Here is a 17,462-nt window from a genome sequence, read left to right as displayed (position 1 = left end):
CTGGCCGCGTGGGCGGCAGGGCGCGGGGTGCGCGGCGACGGGCGTCCGGCCGTGGTGGTCGGGGCGGGGCTCGGGGCCGACGCCGCCTTCCTCGCCGGGCTCGGCTTCGCCACCACCGCCTTCGACGTCTCCCCCAGCGCGGTCGCCGAGGCGGGCGTGCGGCTGGCCGCGGCCGGACGGGACGACGTCACCCTCGAGGTCGCCGACCTGCTCGCCCTGCCGGAGCGCTGGCGCGGCCGGTTCGACCTGGTGGTGGAGGTGTTCACCGTGCAGGCGCTGCCACGGGGGCTCCGTGAACAGGCGGTGGCCGCGGTGGTCTCGCTGGTGGCGCCGGGCGGCACGCTGCTGGTGGTGCAGGGCCTCGCACCGGCCGACGACGACGGGGCGGGCCCGCCCTGGCTGCTGACCCGGGAGGAGATGGGCTGGTTCGCCCGCGACGGGCTGTCGGTGGTGACCTCGGAGGTGCTGCCGGAGGGCCCGGGCTGGCCGCTGCAGCGGGCCGAGCTGCACCGTCCGCACCGGTCCGGCTGACCGTTCGGAGGCTGGGGACCGGGGCACTACAGTGCCAGGGTGCATCTCGCCCAGTCAGAACGCGCCGCCCTCTGCGACCTGCTCGACTCGGTGGGTCCCGCGGCGCCGACGCTGTGCGGCAGCTGGACGACCCACGACCTGGCCGCGCACCTGTGGGTGCGCGAGACCGACCCGCTGGGCGCGCCCGGCATCGTGGCCAGACCGCTGGCCGGTCTGACCGAGAAGCGGATGAGCGAGACCAAGGAGCGCTGGGAGTACGCCGAGCTGGTCGACAAGATCCGCAAGGGGCCCGCACGGTTCTCGGTGTTCGCCCTGCCCGGGGTGGACGAGCCGGCCAACGCCACGGAGTTCCTGGTGCACCATGAGGACGTCCGCCGGGCCGGGCCCGACCCGGCGCCGCCGCGGGACCTGGGCGCGGAGACCGAGGACTGGGTCTGGCGCCGCCTCAAGCTGCTGGGGCGGGCGTTCTTCCGCCGGGCCCCGGTCGGGGTGGTGCTGGAGCGCTCCGACGACGGCCAGGCCTCGGGCGACGACCGGCAGCTGCGGGTCTCCTCCGGTGCCGACACCGTGACCCTGGTCGGTCGCCCCTCGGAGCTGCTGCTCTACGGCCACGGCCGTGGCGCGGTGGCCGACCTGCAGGTGATCGGTGAGGACGAGCCCGTGCGGGCCCTCACCGACGCCGACTTCAGCCTGTGACCCCCCGAGCAGAGGAGGACCCGATGTCCGACGTGTACCGCGAGCGCGACGAGGCCGACGCCCAGGAGCAGGCCCGCGACCTCGACCCCACCACCGACCCCAGCCCGGACGCCCCCGAGCGGCTGCCGGCCGAGGCCGACCCGGCCGACGTCAGCGACCAGTGGCGCGACGTCCCCCTCGACGAGGACTGAGACCCGCCGCAGCCCTCATCCCGCCGACGGGCCGTCGGCGCGTTCGCGGTAGTGGGGGCTGTGGATCAGCCCGAGCACGTGGCCGAAGGGGTCGATGACCGACGCCGTGGCGAAACCGGCCTCGCGCTCGACCACCGGCTCGAACGGGCGCGCGCCCAGGTCGAGCAGGCGCTGCACCGTGCCGGGGAGGTCGTCGACGTGCCAGCGGGCGACCACCCCGCCGGTGGCGGACGTCCAGGGCTCGGGCAGGTAGCGGCGGTCGATCAGGCCGAGCTCGTCCTCGGCGTCGCCGATCCGGAACTCGACGTAGGCCGGCTGGTCGGCGTCGGGGCGCTGGAAGTAGGGCTCGACGCCGAGGAAGCGGGCGTACCAGTCCCGTGCCGCGGCGACGTCCTCCACCGCCAGGTTGACCTGCGCCAGCCCGCGCAGCGGTCCGCTCATCCTCGTCCTCCCTCGTGCCGGTCTGCCTGCCGGTCACGGTAGGGGCCCGCGGGCGCCGGCGCCAGGGTCAGGGGTCGCGGTGGTGCGGGGAGTTCCGCAGCCGGATCCCGGAGAAGCCCAGCCCCGACCCGACCACCTCGGCCCACCAGCCGAACAGGTCGGAGGTGACCCGCAGCTCGATCCCGGCCGCCGCGTGCAGCCCGGCCAGGTCGTCCAGCGCCTCCGGCGCCCGCAGCGGGTGGACCGGCCGCTCGGCGACGGAGGCGTGCACCGGCGTGCCGAAGGGCCGGAAGTCCCGGGCGTCGAACGGGTAGGCGTACAGCGTCGTGGTCAGCAGCGGCCGCAGCCAGCCGTGCTCGATGACGTGGACGCGCTCCGTCCCGCGGCCGAGCAGCCGGTCGGCGACGGCGGGGTCGGTGCCGGGCTCGCGCCAGGCCATCGCCCGCGGGCACTGCCGGGGGAACCAGTAGTCGGGGCACCGCGCCCCGTCGACGGCCCAGACGTAGGCCTCCGGCTGCCGCGCGGTGGCGGCGACGTGCGGGACGAACCCGGTGATCGTGGGGTCCTCGCTGAGGTGCCAGACCTCCCCGGCCGGGGCCCGTCCCGCCGCCACGCTCAGCCCAGCTTCTCCAGGATGAGCTCGCGCACCCGGCCGGCGTCGGCCTGTCCGCGCATCTCCTTCATCACCGCACCGATCAGCGCGCCGGCGGCCTGCACCTTGCCGCCGCGGATCTTCTCCGCGACGTCGGGGTTGGCCGCGATCGCCTTGTCGACCGCCGCGCCCAGGGCCCCGTCGTCGGAGACCACCGCCAGCCCGCGGCCCTCGACCACCTCCGCCGGCGAGCCCTCGCCGGCGAGCACGCCCTCGATGACCTGGCGGGCCAGCTTGTCGTTGACGGTGCCGGCCTCGACCAGCTGCTGCACCTCGGCCACCTGCGCCGGGGTGATGGCCAGGGCGTCCAGCTCGGTGCCGGACTCGTTGGCCCGCCGGGCCAGCTCACCGACCCACCACTTGCGGGCGGGCTGCGGGGCGCAGCCGGCGGCGACCGTCTGCTCGATCAGGTCCAGCGCGCCGGAGCTGACGACGTCACGCATCTCCAGCTCGGAGTAGCCCCACTCCTCGCGCAACCGGCGTCGCCGCTCGGCCGGCGGCTCGGGCAGGGTGGCGCGCAGCTGCTCCACCCACTCCCGGCTCGGCGCGATCGGCACCAGGTCGGGCTCGGGGAAGTAGCGGTAGTCCTCGGCGGTCTCCTTGGAGCGGCCCGGGGAGGTGGTACCGGTGTCCTCGTGCCAGTGCCGGGTCTCCTGGGTGATCGCGGTGCCCTCGCTCAGCAGCGCGGCCTGCCGGGTGATCTCGTAGCGCACCGAGCGCTCGACGCTGCGGAAGGAGTTGACGTTCTTGGTCTCGGTGCGGGTGCCGAGGGGCTGGGTCGGGTCGGTGCGCAGCGAGACGTTGACGTCGCAGCGCAGCGAGCCCTGCTCCATCCGGACGTCGGAGACGTCGAGGGCCCGCAGCAGGTCGCGCAGCGCCTCCACGTAGGCCCGGGCCACCTCCGGCGCGCGGGCGCCGGTGCCGGTGATCGGCTTGGTGACGATCTCGATCAGCGGCACGCCGGAGCGGTTGTAGTCGAGCAGGGAGTGGCTGGCGCCGTGGATGCGTCCGGTGGAGCCGCCGACGTGCAGCGACTTGCCGGTGTCCTCCTCCATGTGCGCCCGCTCGATCTCGACCCGGAACGGCTCGCCGTCCACGTCGACGTCGAGGAAGCCGTCGAAGGCGATCGGCTCGTCGTACTGCGAGGTCTGGAAGTTCTTCGGCATGTCGGGGTAGAAGTAGTTCTTCCGGGCGAAGCGGCACCAGTCGGCGATCGAGCAGCCGAGCGCGAGCCCGATCCGCATCGCCGACTCCACCGCCGTCCGGTTGACCACCGGCATCGCCCCCGGAAGCCCCAGGCAGACCGGGCAGGTCTGGGTGTTGGGCGGGGCGCCGAAGGCGGTGGAGCAGCCGCAGAACATCTTCGAGCGGGTGCTCAGCTCGACGTGGACCTCCAGGCCCAGCACCGGGTCGAAGGAGCGCAGCGCCTCCTCGTATCCCATCACGGTCGCGGTCACGCCGACACCTCCTGCAGCTGGGGGATCCGGTTCAGCAGCGGGCCGCCCCACTGCTCGGTGAGCGCCCGCTCCAGCGCCGCGCCCACCCGGTAGAGGCGGTCGTCGGCCATCGGCGGTGCCATCACCTGGACGCCGACCGGCAGCCCGTCCTCCGGCGCGAGCCCGGCGGGGAAGGACGCCGCGGCGTTGCCGGCGAGGTTGCTCGGCAGCGTGCACAGGTCGGCCTTGTACATCGCCAGCGGGTCGTCCACCCGCTCCCCCAGCGGCCACGGGGTGCTGGGGGTGGTGGGCGAGACCAGCACGTCGCAGCGCTCGAAGGCGGCGTCGAAGTCGCGCTTGATCAGGGTGCGCACCTTCTGCGCCGAGCCGTAGTAGGCGTCGTAGTAGCCGCTGGACAGCGCGTAGGTGCCGATGATGATGCGCCGCTTCACCTCCGCGCCGAAGCCGGCCTCGCGGGTGAGGTTCATCACCTCCTCCGCGCTGCGGGTGCCGTCGTCGCCGACCCGCAGCCCGAAGCGCATGGCGTCGAAACGGGCCAGGTTGGAGGACGCCTCGCTCGGCATGATCAGGTAGTAGGCCCCCAGGGCGGCGTCGAAGCTCGGGCAGGAGACCTCGACGACCTCCGCGCCCAGCCCCGACAGCAGCTCGACGGCCTCGGTGAAGCGCTGCTCGACACCCGGGGCGTAGCCCTCGCCGCCGAGCTCGCGGACCACGCCGATCCGCATCCCCGCCACGTCGCCGGAGCGGGCAGCGGTGACCACGTCGGGGACGGGGGCGTCGATGGAGGTGGAGTCGAGCGGGTCGTGGCCGGCGATCACCTGGTGCAGCAGCGCGGCGTCGAGGACGGTGCGCGCGCAGGGCCCGGGCTGGTCGAGGCTGGAGGCCAGCGCGACCAGGCCGTAGCGGGAGGTGCCGCCGTAGGTCGGCTTGACCCCGACCGTGCCGGTGACCGCCGCGGGCTGGCGGATCGAGCCACCGGTGTCGGTGCCGATGGTCAGCGGGGCCTCGAAGGCGGCCAGCGCGGCGGCCGAGCCGCCACCGGAGCCACCAGGGATCCGGCTGGTGTCCCACGGGTTGCGGGTCGGGCCGTAGGCGCTGTTCTCGGTGGAGGAGCCCATCGCGAACTCGTCCATGTTGGTCTTGCCCAGCACGACCAGCCCGGCCTCGAGCAGCCGGCGGGTGACGGTGGCGTCGTAGGGCGGGTGCCAGTCCCGCAGCATCCTCGACCCGCAGGTGGTCGGCGCGCCGCGCATGGTGAGGACGTCCTTGAGCCCGAGCGGGACGCCGGCCAGCGGGCCCACCGGCTCCCCGGCGGCGACCTTCGCGTCGACCGCGCGGGCGGCCTCGAGAGCGCGCTCGCCGTCGACGTGCAGGAAGGCGTGCACCACCTCGTCGACCGCCTCGATGCGGTCGAGGTGGGCGCGGGTGACCTCCTCGCTGGAGTGCTCGCCGGCGGCGATCCCGGCGGCCAGCTCGGCCGCGGTGCGGTGCAGCAGCTCGCTCATCAGGCCTCCTCCCCCAGGATCCGGGGCACCCGGAAGCGCTCCTCCTCCGCGGCCGGCGCACCGGCCAGCACGTCCTCGCGCGGCAGCGACGGTCGCACCTCGTCCTCGCGGAAGACGTTGGTCAGCGGCAGGGCGTGGGAGGTGGGCTCGATGTCGGGCCCGGCGACCTGCTGCACCGAGGCGACCGACTCCAGGATCACGTCCAGCTGCGGGGCCAGGTGCTCCAGCTCGGCCTCGCTCAGCTCGATCCGGGCCAGCTTCGCCAGCCGGGCCACGTCGTCGGTGGTCAACGCCACAGGGGCTCCCCTCGGGTGGTCGGACGGGTTCCGGCGGATCGGCCGGACCGGCTGCTCATCCTAGGGGAACACCGCCGGTGCGCGTGGTCGCGGACGCCCCGGCGGCCGGCCGGGGACCGGACCGTGACACCCCCGCAACACCGATGGGTGAGAATGACCCCGTGTTCCTGATGCGCGTCTCGCTCCCCGACCGTCCGGGCTCGCTGGGCCTCATCGCCAGCGCGGTGGGCACCGTGGGCGCCGACATCCGCTCGATCCAGATCGTCGGCAAGGAGCACGGACAAGCCATCGACGACTTCACCCTGACGCTGCCGAACGGGGCGATGCCGGACAACCTGGTCAGCGCCTGCACCGCGATCGAGGGGGTGCGGGTGCTGTGGTTCTCCCGCTACCCCGAGGGCGGCAGCCTGCAGTCCGACATCGAGGCGCTGGAGCGGATGCAGCGCCACCCCGACCAGGCCGCCCAGCTGCTCACCGAGTCCGCCCCGCTGGTCTTCCACGGGCACTGGGCGCTGCTCGTGGACGGCCGGGCCGGTGAGGTGGTGTTCGGCACCGACATGGCGCCCGAGCTCACCCCCGAGGGCATGCGGGCGCTGGGGCTGCTGGAGGAGATGCACACCGTCGAGCTGCCCAGCGACTGGCTGCCGTCGTGGGGTGAGACCACCGCCGCGGTGGCCCCGGTCGGCGACGGGCTGAGCATCGTGGTCGGGCGCCAGGGCGGGCCGGAGTTCCTGGCCTCGGAGCTGGCCCGGCTCAAGCACCTCTGCGGGATGGTCGCCAGCGCCTGAGCCGGCGGTCAGCCGGTGGTCAGCTGGGTGACCAGGAACCAGAACACCCCGGCCACCACCAGCAGTGCGCCGACGAAGGCCAGCACCACCCAGAACCGCGCGCGCTTCTTGCTCCGCGTGCTCGGCACGAGCTCGGGACCCCAGTCACCGAGGTTGGGGCGGACCTGGGCGGGGGTGCGGCCGTTGAGGTTGAGGTCGGAGAAGAGGCGCACACCGGCAGCGTAGCCGGGCGCGGTAGCCCGCCGCTGTCGGAGCGTCCGGGCAGAATGAGCACGTGACGAGCACCGACGAAGGTGGGCCCGGGGTGGCCGGCGAGGCCGGCACGACCGAGGTCCAGCAGCGGGTCGCCGAGCTGACCGCGCGGCTCGAGGAGGCCCGGCTGGCCTACTACGACCGCGACGAGTCGATCATGTCCGACGCCGAGTACGACCGGCTCGAGCGCGAGCTCCGGGCGCTGGAGGAGGCGCACCCCCAGCTGCGCCGGCCCGACTCCCCCACCCGCACCGTCGGCGGCGTGGTCGGGGCCTCCTTCGCACCGGTGGAGCACCTGCAGCGGATGCTCAGCCTCGACAACGCCTTCACCGCCGAGGAGATGGCCGAGTGGGACGCCCGTGCCCGGCGCGAGCTGGGCGAGCAGGCCTTCTCCTACCTCACCGAGCTGAAGATCGACGGCCTGGCGGTCGCCCTGGTCTACGAGGACGGCGAGCTGGTGCGGGCGGCCACCCGCGGCGACGGCCGGGTCGGTGAGGACATCACCGCCAACGTCCGCACCCTGGCCTCGGTACCGCAGCGGCTGGCCACCGACGACCCGCCGGCGCTGGTCGAGGTGCGGGGCGAGGTGTTCTACCCGGTGGCGGAGTTCGAGCGCCTCAACGAGGCCCAGGCCGCGGCCGGCAAGCCGCCCTACGCCAACCCCCGCAACACCGCCGCCGGCTCGCTGCGGCAGAAGGACCCGGCGGTGACGGCGTCGCGGAAGCTCGCGATGTACGTGCACGGGATCGGCGCCCGGCAGGGGGTCGCCGTGCGCAGCCAGTCCGAGATCTACGCCCTGCTGGCCGGCTGGGGGCTGCCCACCAGTCCGCACACCGAGGTGCTGTCGGACCTGGACGCGGTCAACCGCTACATCAAGCGCTGGGGCGAGCACCGCCACGACATCGAGCACGAGATCGACGGGGTCGTGGTCAAGGTGGACGAGTTCGCCGCCCAGGGCCAGCTCGGCTCCACCAGCCGGGCCCCGCGGTGGGCGATCGCCTTCAAGTACCCACCGGAGGAGGTGACCACGAAGCTGCTGCACATCGACGTCAACGTCGGCCGCACCGGCCGGGTCACCCCGTACGCGGTGATGGAGCCGGTCACCGTCGCCGGGTCGACGGTGGAGCTGGCGACCCTGCACAACGCCTTCGAGGTGAAGCGCAAGGACGTCCGGATCGGCGACACCGTGGTGCTGCGCAAGGCCGGCGACGTCATCCCCGAGGTGCTCGGCCCGGTGCTGGCGCTGCGCACCGACGACGTCCGCGAGTTCGTGATGCCCACCGAGTGCCCCTCCTGCGGCAGCCCGGTCGGCCCGGTGCGCGAGGGTGACAAGGACTGGCGCTGTCCCAACGCCCAGCACTGCCCCGCCCAGCTGCGGGAACGGGTGTTCGCCCTGGCCGGACGCGGCGGCTTCGACATCGAGGCGCTCGGCTGGGAGGCCTCGATCGCGCTGGTCGACCCCGAGCACGGACGTCCCGACGACGCCACCGAGCCGCGGCAGACGCCGGTGCTCACGTCCGAGGCCGGGCTGTTCGACCTGACCGTGGAGGACCTGGCCGACGTGCGGGTGTGGCGGCGCCGCAAGCGGGGCGGGGTGGAGCAGCCGCCCGCGCTCGAGCCGTTCTTCTACACCGCCGGCAACGCGAAGAACCCGCCGGCGCCGCGGGCGACCACGCTGACCCTGATGGAGGAGCTGGAGAAGGCCAAGAGCCAGCCGCTGTGGCGGGTGCTGGTGGCGCTGTCGATCCGCCACGTCGGTCCGACCGCGGCGCGGGCGCTGGCCCAGGCCTTCGGCTCGATCGAGGCGATCCGGGCGGCCAGCACCGACGAGCTGGCCGACACCGACGGGGTGGGCCGGATCATCGCGGAGTCGGTGCAGGAGTGGTTCACCGTCGACTGGCACCGCGAGATCGTCCAGCGGTGGGCCGCCGCCGGGGTGCGGATGGCCGACGAGGTCGACACCGCCACCGAGAAGACGCTGGAGGGACTGACCCTGGTGGTCACCGGTTCGTTGGAGGGGTTCACCCGCGACGAGATCAAGGAGGCCATCCTCAGCCGGGGCGGGAAGGCGTCGGGGTCCGTGTCGAAGAAGACCGACTACGTGGTCGTCGGTGAGAATGCGGGGAGCAAGGAGGCGAAGGCCCGCGAGCTGGGACGTCCCGTCCTGACCGAGGAGCAGTTCGTCGTCCTGCTGGAGCAGGGGCCGGCCGGGCTCGGGTGACCCGGCGGGGCGGACGAGCGAAGGAGCGGGACATGGGCACGCGGGACGCACGACCCTCCCGTCCGGTCGACGTCATCCGGCTGGCGCTGTTCGCCGCCGTCGGTGCGCTCGGCATCGGGTCGATCTACCTCGGGCTCGGCGGGGCCACGCTGCTGTCGATGCTGGCCTTCGCCGTCACGGTGGCGGTGGTCACGGTCAGTCCGTCGCGCCGGGCCGAGCGCTCCGTGCGGCCCGCGCTCGGACGTCCGGAGGCCACCGAGATCGGGCTGCTGCTGGTGGTGCTCGGGGTGGTCGCCCTGTTCGTCCGCTTCGCGCTCGGGGTGACCGACTCCGGTGCCGCGTTCCCCGCCTGGTTGTGCGCGCTGGCGGCGGTCGGGCTCAACCGCCTGCTGCGGTACGGCCGTGGTTACCTCGTCGGCACCGAGCGCGCCGAACGCTGCCTCGGGCTGCTCGAGGCCGAGCTGGCCTCGTCCGAGCAGGCCGCGCCGGGCACCGACGATGCGGCCGACCTGCGGGCCGAGCGGCACCTGGTCCGACGCGCGCACGACGCGCTGGCCCGCGAGCTCGACCTGCTGGCCGCCGAGCAGGTCGGCTGGGACGAGGTGGAGGTGGCCCGCCGCGATGCCGTCGAGCTGCTGCGGCGGATGCCGCGCCGCGGTGAGCGGGAGCGTCCCGTGGTGCGGCCGGTGGCGGTGTCGGTGCGCCGCCGCGGCTGAGGCACGGCGTGCACGCGAGCCCCACTGAGGGTCAGGGCGTGGAGACGTCGACCGCCGAAGGCTCGGAGCCGATCGCCCACCCGCTGCGGGCTGCGCTCGAGGACGCCTTCGGCATCGCCGTGGACCGGGTCGAGCGCATCCACGCCGGCACCGCCTCGGACAACTTCCGGGTCACCGCCCGCGACGGCGGACGGTGGTTCGCCAAGGTGCACCGGTCGGCCGGCGAGGCGGCGGCCGCTGCCCGGGCGGTCGAGCTGACCGAGTTCGCGCGGCGTGGCGGGACGCCGGTGCCGGGCCTGCGCCGGAGCGTCGACCGTGCGGTCGTGGCGCGCAGCCACGGTCTGGCCCTCTCGGTGTGGGAGTACGTCGACGGGGAGACCGCCGAGACCGGCCTGCGAGGTCCCCGCTGGCACGCGGTCGGGGCCGTGCTCGGACGGCTGCACCGCCACCTGGCGACCCATCCGTCCGGGCGGCCCGTCCTCGCTGATCCGGTGCAGCTGATCGACCCCGGTGCCACCGCCGCCGGCTACGACCGGCTGATCGAGCAGTACCGCCGTCCTGGCGCCACTCGGGACGAGTTCACGCGCTGGGCGCTCGACGCCCTCCGCCAGCGGCGTGCCCTGCTGCCCGAGGTCGTCGGCCTGCTCCGAGGGCTGCCGCCGCTGACGACCCAGATCCTGCATGGTGACCTGGCTGCGCCCAACGTCCTGCTGCGCGGCGACGAGGTGGCGGCGGTGATCGACTTCCAGCCGCCCACCAGGGGGTTCCTGGCCTGGGAGGTCGCCCGCATCGCCGGCGACCCGCGCACCCTCGCGGTGCCGCGCTGGCGGGCCGAGCTGCCTGGTCTCCTCGACAGCTACCGGGCCGCGCACCCGACGGTGCCGTCGGCCGACCTGGACGCGGTGCTGGCCGTCGGTGCGGCCTACACCCTCGCCTCGACCTACCCGCTGTCGGTGCTCGTCGACCGCCGCGGCCGGGCCGACCACGCGCTGCAGACCTACGCCCGGCAGCGTCACGCGGCGGCGCTGGCGATGTTCGAGGCGGCGACGACCCGCCCTTGACCGGACGTGCCATCTGGGTCCCTCACACCCGGGGCGTCAGGTCGACCGTCCGCGGAGGCAGGTCGAACGGGGAGTAGGTCGTCACGTGGTCGCCGGGGTGCAGCCGGACGTCCTCGCGGTAGCGCGCGGCGAGCTCGTCCTCCGCGGACGCGTCGCCGGCGTCCGCGGTGACGAGAAGCCGAGCCAGCTCGTCGGTCTCCGTCGGCTCCAGCGGGTGCTCGGTCGCCTCCCAGCCGTCCCACAGCAGCATCTCGTCGCCGAAGCGGTGCGCCACCTCGAAGACGACGTAGGTGCGGACGAAGTCGGGGCCGGCGAGCTCGGGAGCGCCGTAGACGCCGTACCGGCTGAGGTCGCGGTCCCCCGCGCGCCAGCCCAGCCAGGCCTCGGCCGCGGTCTCGAACGGCGCGTGGTGACCGGCCGGGATGTCGAGGACGTCGAAGGGGTGCCCGTCGCCCAGCTCGGGGTCCGCTCGCCGCCACCGCCCGTCCTGCCAACGCTCGGCCACGACGTGGTCGGCTGCCCAGTCGGAGGCGAAGTAGTGGGCGAAGCCGACCCGCGTCCGGGCCGGGACGCCACGCTGGCGCAGGGCCCCCACCACCAGCAGCGAGTGGTCGCGGCAGCAGCCGGCCACCTTGTCGGCGGTCGCCCGGGGCCGGGTGAGGTCGTCGGGGTGACGCCGGGAGTCGAGGTCGAGGATGGCCTCGACCCAACGGCTGTCGACCTCCGGCCAGCGCTCCTGCGGCAGGTCGGGCAGCTCGGCGCGGTAGTGGGCCACCAGGTTGCGCGAGACGGCGCACAGGTTGGACAGGTCGTCCGGCACCTCCTGCAGCCGCGCGGCGTGGCGCCCCGGGTCGGAGAACCGGGACTGCCGGGCGAAGACGTCGACGTCGACCACGAACCGATCGTGCCAGACGCGGCCGTCGCCGGGCAGACCCGCGTGCCTGCGGGTGCTGGGTCGCTCGTGAGAGGTCAGCGCCGGAGGACGTCGACCGCGTGCTCCAGGGTGGCGAGCAGCTGCGCGGGCGGGTCCTCGGGTGCGCTGTCGCGCAGGTGGGTGAGCCCGCGCAGCAGGATGCGCACCGCGAAGGTCTCGGCGGGCACGCGGTGGCGGTAGAGGTACCGCTCGACCAGTCCCAGCCGGGCGCCGGTGGCCCAACCGGAGTCGTCGGCCCAGAACCAGAACTTCGGCAGGCCGATCAGCGGGTCCTCGAAGGCGGCGTGCTCGAAGTCGACCCAGCCGACCCGGCCACCGTCCTCGACGAGGACGTTGAGCGGGTTCAGGTCACCGCTGGTGAAGACCAGCGGCCTGCGGTGGTCGGCGAGGTGCGTACCGAGCAGGTCGATCGCCCGGTCGACGAGCGGGGTGGCGGCCCAGGCGGTGTCGCCGGCGAGGACGTCGGCCAGCTCCTCGTCCAGGGTCCGGCGGGCCAGTGCCCGGCTCTCCGGCAGGGCTGCCAGCTGCGCGGTGAGGGCGTGCAGCTCATCGACCGCGGTGCTCCAGAGCCGGCAGGTGCGGTCTCCGGTGGCGAGATCGGGCACCTGCAACCACGGCAGCACCTCCCCTGGCAGCGTCGTCATGACGACGACCTCGAAGGGACCGCTGTCGGTCTGCACCGGCACCGGGCCGACCAGCAGACGCGGGGAGCGCGCGCCGACCTCGGACAGGAGCCGCAGGGCGGTCGCCTCGACGTCGAGGCGGCTGGACGTCGCAGGAGCCGCCTTCGCCACGCACTCCAGCCGCCCGGCCGGCGTGGCCACCGTCAGCCGGGCCGGGAACGGCGACGGGTACCGGCGGTAGGGCTCAACGTGCTCGACCCGGCTGCCGGGCGCCACCGCCTCCGCGGCCGCCCGGTGGATCTGCTCCTCGGTGCCCATCGGACCGGACGCTAGCGCCGACCAGGGCGCCTCGCCTCCCCTTTCCCCGCTCCCTACCTGCTCGCGGGGACTGCCCGGCTCGCCTGGCCGGTCCGCGGCAGCAGGCCGATGGCGGTCTCGGCCACCCTCTCCAGCCGGTCGCCGTCCATCCCTGCCTTGCCGAGGGCCTCCATGCCACGAAGAACGGCCAGCACGAGGGTGGAGAGCTCGTCGGCGTCGGCCGCGGGGTCGAGGTCGCCGTGACGCTGCGCGGCGCGGATGTCATCGGCCAGTGCCGTGGCGATGCGCTCCAGCGCCCGCCGGGATCGAGCGGTGACGTCGGGGTCGTGCTCGGAGAGCTCGGCCGTGCCCTTCGCCAGGAGGCATCCGCGACGGAGCTCGTCGGCGGCGACCCCGGCCGCCGCCGCACGGATGTGGACGCACAGTCGGACGAAGGCACCGTCGTCCGGGCCGGTCAACCCGTCCGCCACTGCGTCGGCGATGCGCGCGCAGTAGGCGTCGAAGACCCGCAGGAACAGCTGCCGCTTCCCGCCGAAGGCGCCGTACAGACTGCCCTTGCCCAGGCCGGTCGCCGCGACGATGGCGTCCATGCTCGTCCCGGCGTAGCCCGTGGTCCAGAACTGCTCGCGCGCACGCTCGAGGACCGCTTCCTCGTCGAACTCCCTCGGTCTGGCCACGCCTCCAGGCTATCCGTTGTTGACGATCCAGTCCATTACCGATTAGCGTTTTGGACGGGACAGTCAATTACGCGCTCGGTCAGTCCGCAGCCAGCTCATGACCAGGACCCGGTGGATCGCCGGTCATGCGGGGCGGACCTGGCGGATACGCACGGAGGAGGAGCAGAAGTGACGAGCAACGAAGAGGTCGTCCGTGAGGCCTACCGGCTGGCGGAGGGGGACGTCCTCGATGGACCCGGATTCCGCGCCCTGTTCACCGAGGACGGGACGTTCAACGACATGCCGAACTCGCTGACCTTCCGCGGAGACCAGATCCCGCACGCACTGGCTGGCCTCGCGAGCGCCTTCCCCGACATCCACCGCGAGCTGCTGAGCGTGCATGCGGTCGGTGATGTCGTCGCCGTCGAGCTGCGGATCCAGGGGACGCATCTCGGCGCGTTCCCGACCCCGGTCGGCGCCATCCCTCCGACCGGCCGCCGGATCGACGTGCCGACGGCTGACCTCTGGCACCTCCGTGAGGGGAGGATCGAGACCTTCAGCTGCTACAACGCGGCGAATGTGTGGCTCGCGCAGCTCGGAGCCTCCCCCGACTTCAGGTCAGCGATCGAGGCCGCCGAGACGACCGCCGCAGGGGCGTAGCCGTACCGCGGGATCAGCACCTGCGGTCGACAGCGGCGCTGCAGCAGCACCTCACGACGGTTCCCAGGCGCCTTGCTCACGGATCGCCGTCGTGATGCGCCGGCTGATCTCGCGCAGCTGACGTCCCTGCGCTCCCGTCAGCCGGTCGAGCACGAGCCGATGCACGACCTGCACGTGGCCAGGGGTGGCGTCCAGGACCTTCGCATGGCCGGAGTCGGTCAGGACGGCCAACGTGTAGCGCCCGTCAACCGGGTCAGGCGTCCTTCGCAGCCAACCCCGAGCGCCCAGGCGTGCCGCCGCCCGCGACAGCCGCGACAACGTGCTGTTCGCATAGCCCGCCAGGACACTCATGCGCAGCGTGCGCTCGGGCGCCTGGGCGAGCGCGTACAGCACGCCGTACTCGAAGTGGGTCAGCTGAGCGTCCCGCTGCAGCTGGCTGTCGAGGGCGACCGGCAACCACTCCAGCAGGGTCGCGAGGGCGGCCCAGGTCTCGAGGTCGTCACCGGTGAGCGACGCCGGTGGACCGGTCTCCCGAGGATCGCCCATGGTGACAGCCTAGGTGCAGCGCCGGCCCGACCTCGACACTTTGACTTGCCCAGGAAAGTCACTAGGTTGAGAACTGACTTCCTGGGCAAGTAAACGAGAGGGGCGGGGCGGTGGAGCTCGGGCTCAACGGCAAGAGGGCGTTCGTGAGCGGGTCGACGCAGGGGATCGGCTACGCGATCGCCAGGGCCCTGCTGGCGGAGGGTGCTGAGGTCGTCGTCAACGGACGCAGCGCGGAGCGGGTCGACGCTGCGGTGCGCGAGCTGAGCGGGGCCGTGCCCGGCGGGACCGTCTCCGGACTTGCGGCCGACTTCGCCGACGCCGAGCAGGTGCGAGAGCTGCTCGACGGGCTCGACGAGATCGACATCCTCGTCAACAACGTCGGTGTCTTCGAGATCGGCACCTTCGGCGACATCAGCGATCGCGACTGGCAGCGGTACTTCGACATCAACGTCATGAGCGGTGTCCGCCTGTCGCGTCACGCCCTCCCGAGCATGCTGGGCAAGGGATGGGGCCGGATCATCTTCATCAGCAGCGAGGCCGGCGTGGACGTCCCGGCTGACATGACCCACTACGGGACCACCAAGGCGGGCGTGCTCGCACTGGCCAACGGGCTGGCCAAGACCACCCGTGGCACCGCTGTCACCGTCAACACGGTCCTGGGCGGGCCGACGTACTCCGCAGGGGTCGCCTCCGCGGTGGAGCAAGCGGCCGAGGCGCGTGGAGTCCCCGCCGATGAGATGAGAAGTGCCCTCGCGGCCGCTCGCGCGACCTCGTTGCTGCAGCGCTTCATCGAGCCCGACGAGATCGCGCACCTGGTCGCCTACCTGGCCAGCCCGCTCTCCTCGGCCACGAACGGTGCCGCGCTGCGCGCAGAGGGCGGAGTCCTCAGCACCACGCTCTGAAGGCGAGGAGCGGGCGCGGCGCCCGGCTGGCCGCCCACACCCTGCCTCCTCGACGACCTCCGCACCGACCGCGGCATCACCGTCGACCTGGACAGCCACCGGCACCGGCCCAGGCCGCCCGGGACGGCGCTGGAGCGGCTCGGTCTACCCGGCGATGCGGACGCGGGCGCACTGGTAGTGCCCGCCGTCGGCGAACCGGTCCCAGACCGTGAGGGACTCGACGGTGCCGACGGTGCCCAGCAACGCCACGACCTCGTCGTCGGTGCGCTGCTGGAAGAAGCGGCCGGCCTCGTCGGTCCGCTCCTGCGCGGTGTCCGCACCCCACAGGCCGACGTCGAGCAGGCCACCGGGTCGGACCACCCGGCCCAGCTCGGCGACCGCCACGTCGAGGTCGTCGCCCTCCAGGTGCATCAGGGTGCTCATCGTCCAGGCGGCGTCGACCGAGGCGTCGGCAAACGGGAGGGAGGTCGCCGAGGCCACCACCGCCGTCAGCCCCTCCTCCCGGCACAACGCCACGCCCACCGGCGACAGGTCGACACCGGCGTAGCGGAGTCCGGATCTGCTGAGCGCGACCCCGTCCCGCCCGGCGCCGCAGCCGACCTCGAGCACGGACCCGAGCCCCTCGCTGTGGCAGCGCGTGGTGAAGTCGGTCAGCCGGGCGGTGCGCTCCGGGCCGAGCGGACGGTCGCGCCGGGTCGGCAGCTCCTCGGCGTAGTAGGCGAGCAGACGGTCGCGAACTCCCACGAACGCACGGTAGACCGGCCACGCGCACGTGGACAGGGCCGTCCGAGCTCGGCCCTTCGACCGGCTCAGGGCGCTGGCGCTCGGGTCAGCGGCTGAGCTCGTCGGTGACGAGCTGGGCGGCCCGGACCAGGTGGCGCAGCACCGCGGTGGCCGGGCCGGCGGTCCAGCCGGCGAGCCCGCAGGCGGGGGTGAGCAGCAGCCGCTCGGCGACCTGGGGGCCCAGCTCGAGGGGTCGCAGCAGGTGGAGGGCGCGGTCGGTGAGGCGGTCCGGGCTGAGCACCGCGTCGGCGACCCCGGTCGGCTGGATCCCGAGCCCGATCTCGGCGCGGCCGGCGTCCAGCGTCTCGGCGAGCAGGTCGGCGTCGGCGCGGGTGAGCTGGTCGACGTCGAGCAGCAGCCGTCCGACGCCGGCGTCGAGGACGAGCCGGACGTCCAGCCCGGCGGCGCAGCAGTGCAGCGCCACCTGCTCCGCGCCGGCGTCGCGCACGGCGCCGGTCACCGTCTCGAGGGCGGAGGAGAGCTCGGCCGGCTCCACCGCCCGGTGCCGGGAGAAGCCGCTGGCGGTGCCGATCCGGCCGTCCTGGACGGCGGGCAGGGCCGGCTCGTCGAGCTGCACGGTCAGCGTGAGGGCGGGGAGCCGGCGGCGCAGCTCGGCCACCAGGTCACCGAGCCCCTCGGCCAGGCTCTCCCCCAGCTCGCGGCGGGCGCCGGAGTCGGCCAGCACCCGGTCACCGCGCGGACGCTCGACGGTGGCGGCCAGGGTCCAGGGCCCGGCGGCGGTGAGGGTGAGCTGACCGGTGTAGCCCTGCGCCTCCTCCTCCAGCAGGTCGAGGTCCTGGCGGAGCAGCGAGATCGCCCGCCGGTGGTCGATGCCCGGGGCGTCGGTGAGCCGCCAGCCGGCCGGCTGCAGGTCGAGCCCGAGCCCGACCAGCATCGCCGCGGTGCGCCCGGTGGTGCCGGCGTGCGTCCCCCGGTCAGGCAGCTCGGGCAGGTAGGGCACACCCGGGCTGCCGTTCTCGCCGAGCTCGCCGAGGGTGAGCCGGATCGCGCCGGCGGGGTCGGTGCCCGGCCAGGAGCCGATCCCGGTGGCGCGGGCGGTCACCGCGCGCTCACGGGGACGGAGGGCCCTTCGACAGGCTCAGGGCGCTGGGACGAGGTCGGCTCAGGGCGCTGGGACGAGGTCGGCTCAGGGCGCTGGGACGAGGTCGGCTCAGGGCGCTGGGACGAGGTCGGCTCAGGGCGCTGGGACGAGGTCGGCTCAGGGCGCTGGGG

General features: G+C 73.9%; 21 protein-coding genes. 9 read left to right on the top strand and 12 right to left on the bottom strand.

Annotation, left to right across the window (positions count from 1 at the left end; all coding sequences use genetic code 11):
* The 3 genes from DVA66_RS06055 to DVA66_RS21240 form a co-directional block, all read left to right on the top strand.
* A partial coding sequence (locus tag DVA66_RS06055; protein ID WP_157973859.1) for a class I SAM-dependent methyltransferase occupies positions 1 to 531 on the top strand: 531 nt, incomplete at its 5' end.
* Positions 532 to 570: 39 nt separating this feature from the next.
* The gene (locus tag DVA66_RS06050) at positions 571 to 1,227 is read left to right on the top strand and encodes a TIGR03085 family metal-binding protein (protein ID WP_114559252.1); all 657 of its coding nucleotides are present in this window, start codon (positions 571 to 573) and stop codon (positions 1,225 to 1,227) included.
* Positions 1,228 to 1,250: 23 nt separating this feature from the next.
* Positions 1,251 to 1,418: a hypothetical protein gene (locus DVA66_RS21240; protein WP_198671529.1), complete on the top strand. Its 168-nt coding sequence runs from the start codon at positions 1,251 to 1,253 to the stop codon at positions 1,416 to 1,418.
* Positions 1,419 to 1,433: 15 nt separating this feature from the next.
* Here the strand turns inward: DVA66_RS21240 and DVA66_RS06045 are convergent, their stop codons facing one another.
* From DVA66_RS06045 to gatC, 5 genes are all read right to left on the bottom strand, one after another.
* Entirely contained in the window at positions 1,434 to 1,859 is a 426-nt protein-coding gene (locus tag DVA66_RS06045; protein WP_114559251.1) for a VOC family protein, read from the bottom strand.
* Between the two features lie 67 nt (positions 1,860 to 1,926).
* Positions 1,927 to 2,472 carry a DUF6886 family protein gene (locus DVA66_RS06040; RefSeq protein ID WP_114559250.1) on the bottom strand — a complete coding sequence of 182 codons (546 nt, stop codon included), beginning with the start codon at positions 2,470 to 2,472 and terminating at the stop codon, positions 1,927 to 1,929.
* A gap of 2 nt (positions 2,473 to 2,474) precedes the next feature.
* Positions 2,475 to 3,953, bottom strand: a complete 1,479-nt coding sequence (gatB, locus tag DVA66_RS06035; protein ID WP_114559256.1) for an Asp-tRNA(Asn)/Glu-tRNA(Gln) amidotransferase subunit GatB — start codon at positions 3,951 to 3,953, stop codon at positions 2,475 to 2,477.
* 11 nt (positions 3,954 to 3,964) lie between these two features.
* Positions 3,965 to 5,473, bottom strand: coding sequence for an Asp-tRNA(Asn)/Glu-tRNA(Gln) amidotransferase subunit GatA (gene gatA, locus DVA66_RS06030; RefSeq protein ID WP_114559249.1), 1,509 nt, complete (start codon positions 5,471 to 5,473; stop codon positions 3,965 to 3,967).
* A complete protein-coding gene (gene gatC, locus DVA66_RS06025; protein ID WP_114124802.1) occupies positions 5,473 to 5,769 on the bottom strand; it encodes an Asp-tRNA(Asn)/Glu-tRNA(Gln) amidotransferase subunit GatC in 297 nt (98 codons plus the stop codon). Before gatC ends, gatA begins: the two co-directional genes overlap by 1 nt.
* Positions 5,770 to 5,936: 167 nt before the next feature.
* Between gatC and DVA66_RS06020 the strand changes: the two genes are divergently transcribed.
* The gene (locus DVA66_RS06020; RefSeq protein ID WP_114559255.1) at positions 5,937 to 6,557 is read left to right on the top strand and encodes an ACT domain-containing protein; all 621 of its coding nucleotides are present in this window, start codon (positions 5,937 to 5,939) and stop codon (positions 6,555 to 6,557) included.
* A gap of 8 nt (positions 6,558 to 6,565) precedes the next feature.
* Here the strand turns inward: DVA66_RS06020 and DVA66_RS06015 are convergent, their stop codons facing one another.
* Positions 6,566 to 6,769 (bottom strand): hypothetical protein, encoded by a 204-nt coding sequence (locus tag DVA66_RS06015; protein WP_114559248.1) that lies wholly within the window; start codon positions 6,767 to 6,769, stop codon positions 6,566 to 6,568.
* A gap of 62 nt (positions 6,770 to 6,831) precedes the next feature.
* On the opposite strand from DVA66_RS06015, the gene ligA reads away from it, so the two are divergent.
* Genes ligA through DVA66_RS06000 form a run of 3 tightly spaced genes read left to right on the top strand, consistent with a single transcriptional unit; the run spans position 6,832 to position 10,807 of the window.
* Positions 6,832 to 9,030, top strand: coding sequence for an NAD-dependent DNA ligase LigA (ligA, locus tag DVA66_RS06010; protein ID WP_114559247.1), 2,199 nt, complete (start codon positions 6,832 to 6,834; stop codon positions 9,028 to 9,030).
* A 32-nt stretch (positions 9,031 to 9,062) separates the two neighbouring features.
* Positions 9,063 to 9,746 carry a hypothetical protein gene (locus DVA66_RS06005; protein ID WP_114559246.1) on the top strand — a complete coding sequence of 228 codons (684 nt, stop codon included), beginning with the start codon at positions 9,063 to 9,065 and terminating at the stop codon, positions 9,744 to 9,746.
* Between the two features lie 38 nt (positions 9,747 to 9,784).
* Positions 9,785 to 10,807: a phosphotransferase enzyme family protein gene (locus tag DVA66_RS06000; protein ID WP_198671527.1), complete on the top strand. Its 1,023-nt coding sequence runs from the start codon at positions 9,785 to 9,787 to the stop codon at positions 10,805 to 10,807.
* 22 nt (positions 10,808 to 10,829) lie between these two features.
* Here DVA66_RS06000 and DVA66_RS05995 read toward each other — a convergent pair whose 3' ends face one another.
* From DVA66_RS05995 to DVA66_RS05985, 3 genes are all read right to left on the bottom strand, one after another.
* Positions 10,830 to 11,702 carry a transglutaminase domain-containing protein gene (locus DVA66_RS05995; RefSeq protein WP_114559245.1) on the bottom strand — a complete coding sequence of 291 codons (873 nt, stop codon included), beginning with the start codon at positions 11,700 to 11,702 and terminating at the stop codon, positions 10,830 to 10,832.
* Between the two features lie 74 nt (positions 11,703 to 11,776).
* Positions 11,777 to 12,682 (bottom strand): protein kinase family protein, encoded by a 906-nt coding sequence (locus tag DVA66_RS05990; RefSeq protein WP_114559244.1) that lies wholly within the window; start codon positions 12,680 to 12,682, stop codon positions 11,777 to 11,779.
* 53 nt (positions 12,683 to 12,735) lie between these two features.
* The gene (locus DVA66_RS05985; protein WP_114559243.1) at positions 12,736 to 13,359 is read right to left on the bottom strand and encodes a TetR/AcrR family transcriptional regulator; all 624 of its coding nucleotides are present in this window, start codon (positions 13,357 to 13,359) and stop codon (positions 12,736 to 12,738) included.
* Positions 13,360 to 13,527: 168 nt separating this feature from the next.
* Between DVA66_RS05985 and DVA66_RS05980 the strand changes: the two genes are divergently transcribed.
* Positions 13,528 to 13,998, top strand: a complete 471-nt coding sequence (locus DVA66_RS05980) for an ester cyclase (RefSeq protein WP_114559242.1) — start codon at positions 13,528 to 13,530, stop codon at positions 13,996 to 13,998.
* Between the two features lie 51 nt (positions 13,999 to 14,049).
* On the opposite strand, the gene DVA66_RS05975 is transcribed toward DVA66_RS05980, so the two are convergent.
* On the bottom strand, positions 14,050 to 14,544 hold the full coding sequence (locus DVA66_RS05975) for a MarR family winged helix-turn-helix transcriptional regulator (RefSeq protein ID WP_114559241.1): 495 nt from the start codon (positions 14,542 to 14,544) through the stop codon (positions 14,050 to 14,052).
* Between the two features lie 143 nt (positions 14,545 to 14,687).
* Between DVA66_RS05975 and DVA66_RS05970 the strand changes: the two genes are divergently transcribed.
* The gene (locus DVA66_RS05970) at positions 14,688 to 15,446 is read left to right on the top strand and encodes an SDR family NAD(P)-dependent oxidoreductase (RefSeq protein WP_232821796.1); all 759 of its coding nucleotides are present in this window, start codon (positions 14,688 to 14,690) and stop codon (positions 15,444 to 15,446) included.
* 144 nt (positions 15,447 to 15,590) lie between these two features.
* Here the strand turns inward: DVA66_RS05970 and DVA66_RS05965 are convergent, their stop codons facing one another.
* The gene (locus DVA66_RS05965) at positions 15,591 to 16,190 is read right to left on the bottom strand and encodes a class I SAM-dependent methyltransferase (protein ID WP_157973858.1); all 600 of its coding nucleotides are present in this window, start codon (positions 16,188 to 16,190) and stop codon (positions 15,591 to 15,593) included.
* An 85-nt stretch (positions 16,191 to 16,275) separates the two neighbouring features.
* Entirely contained in the window at positions 16,276 to 17,292 is a 1,017-nt protein-coding gene (locus DVA66_RS05960; protein ID WP_114559238.1) for a uroporphyrinogen decarboxylase/cobalamine-independent methonine synthase family protein, read from the bottom strand.
* Between the last annotated feature and the right edge of the window lie 170 nt (positions 17,293 to 17,462).

This window comes from Desertihabitans aurantiacus (assembly GCF_003344635.1).
Classification (GTDB): domain Bacteria; phylum Actinomycetota; class Actinomycetes; order Propionibacteriales; family Propionibacteriaceae; genus Desertihabitans; species Desertihabitans aurantiacus.
The sequence above is the reverse complement of the archived record's forward strand: the minus strand, read 5'-3'. Positions and strand labels throughout refer to the sequence as shown.

Bases quoted from the DNA above. Each gene is read 5' to 3' on its own strand.
- DVA66_RS06045 (WP_114559251.1), bottom strand. From the start codon at position 1,859: ATGAGCGGACCGCTGCGCGGGCTGGCGCAGGTCAACCTGGCGGTGGAG.
- gatB (WP_114559256.1), bottom strand. From the start codon at position 3,953: ATGGGATACGAGGAGGCGCTGCGCTCCTTCGACCCGGTGCTGGGCCTG.
- DVA66_RS05975 (WP_114559241.1), bottom strand. From the start codon at position 14,544: ATGGGCGATCCTCGGGAGACCGGTCCACCGGCGTCGCTCACCGGTGAC.
- DVA66_RS05990 (WP_114559244.1), bottom strand. From the start codon at position 12,682: ATGGGCACCGAGGAGCAGATCCACCGGGCGGCCGCGGAGGCGGTGGCG.
- DVA66_RS21240 (WP_198671529.1), top strand. From the start codon at position 1,251: ATGTCCGACGTGTACCGCGAGCGCGACGAGGCCGACGCCCAGGAGCAG.
- DVA66_RS06005 (WP_114559246.1), top strand. From the start codon at position 9,063: ATGGGCACGCGGGACGCACGACCCTCCCGTCCGGTCGACGTCATCCGG.
- gatA (WP_114559249.1), bottom strand. From the start codon at position 5,473: ATGAGCGAGCTGCTGCACCGCACCGCGGCCGAGCTGGCCGCCGGGATC.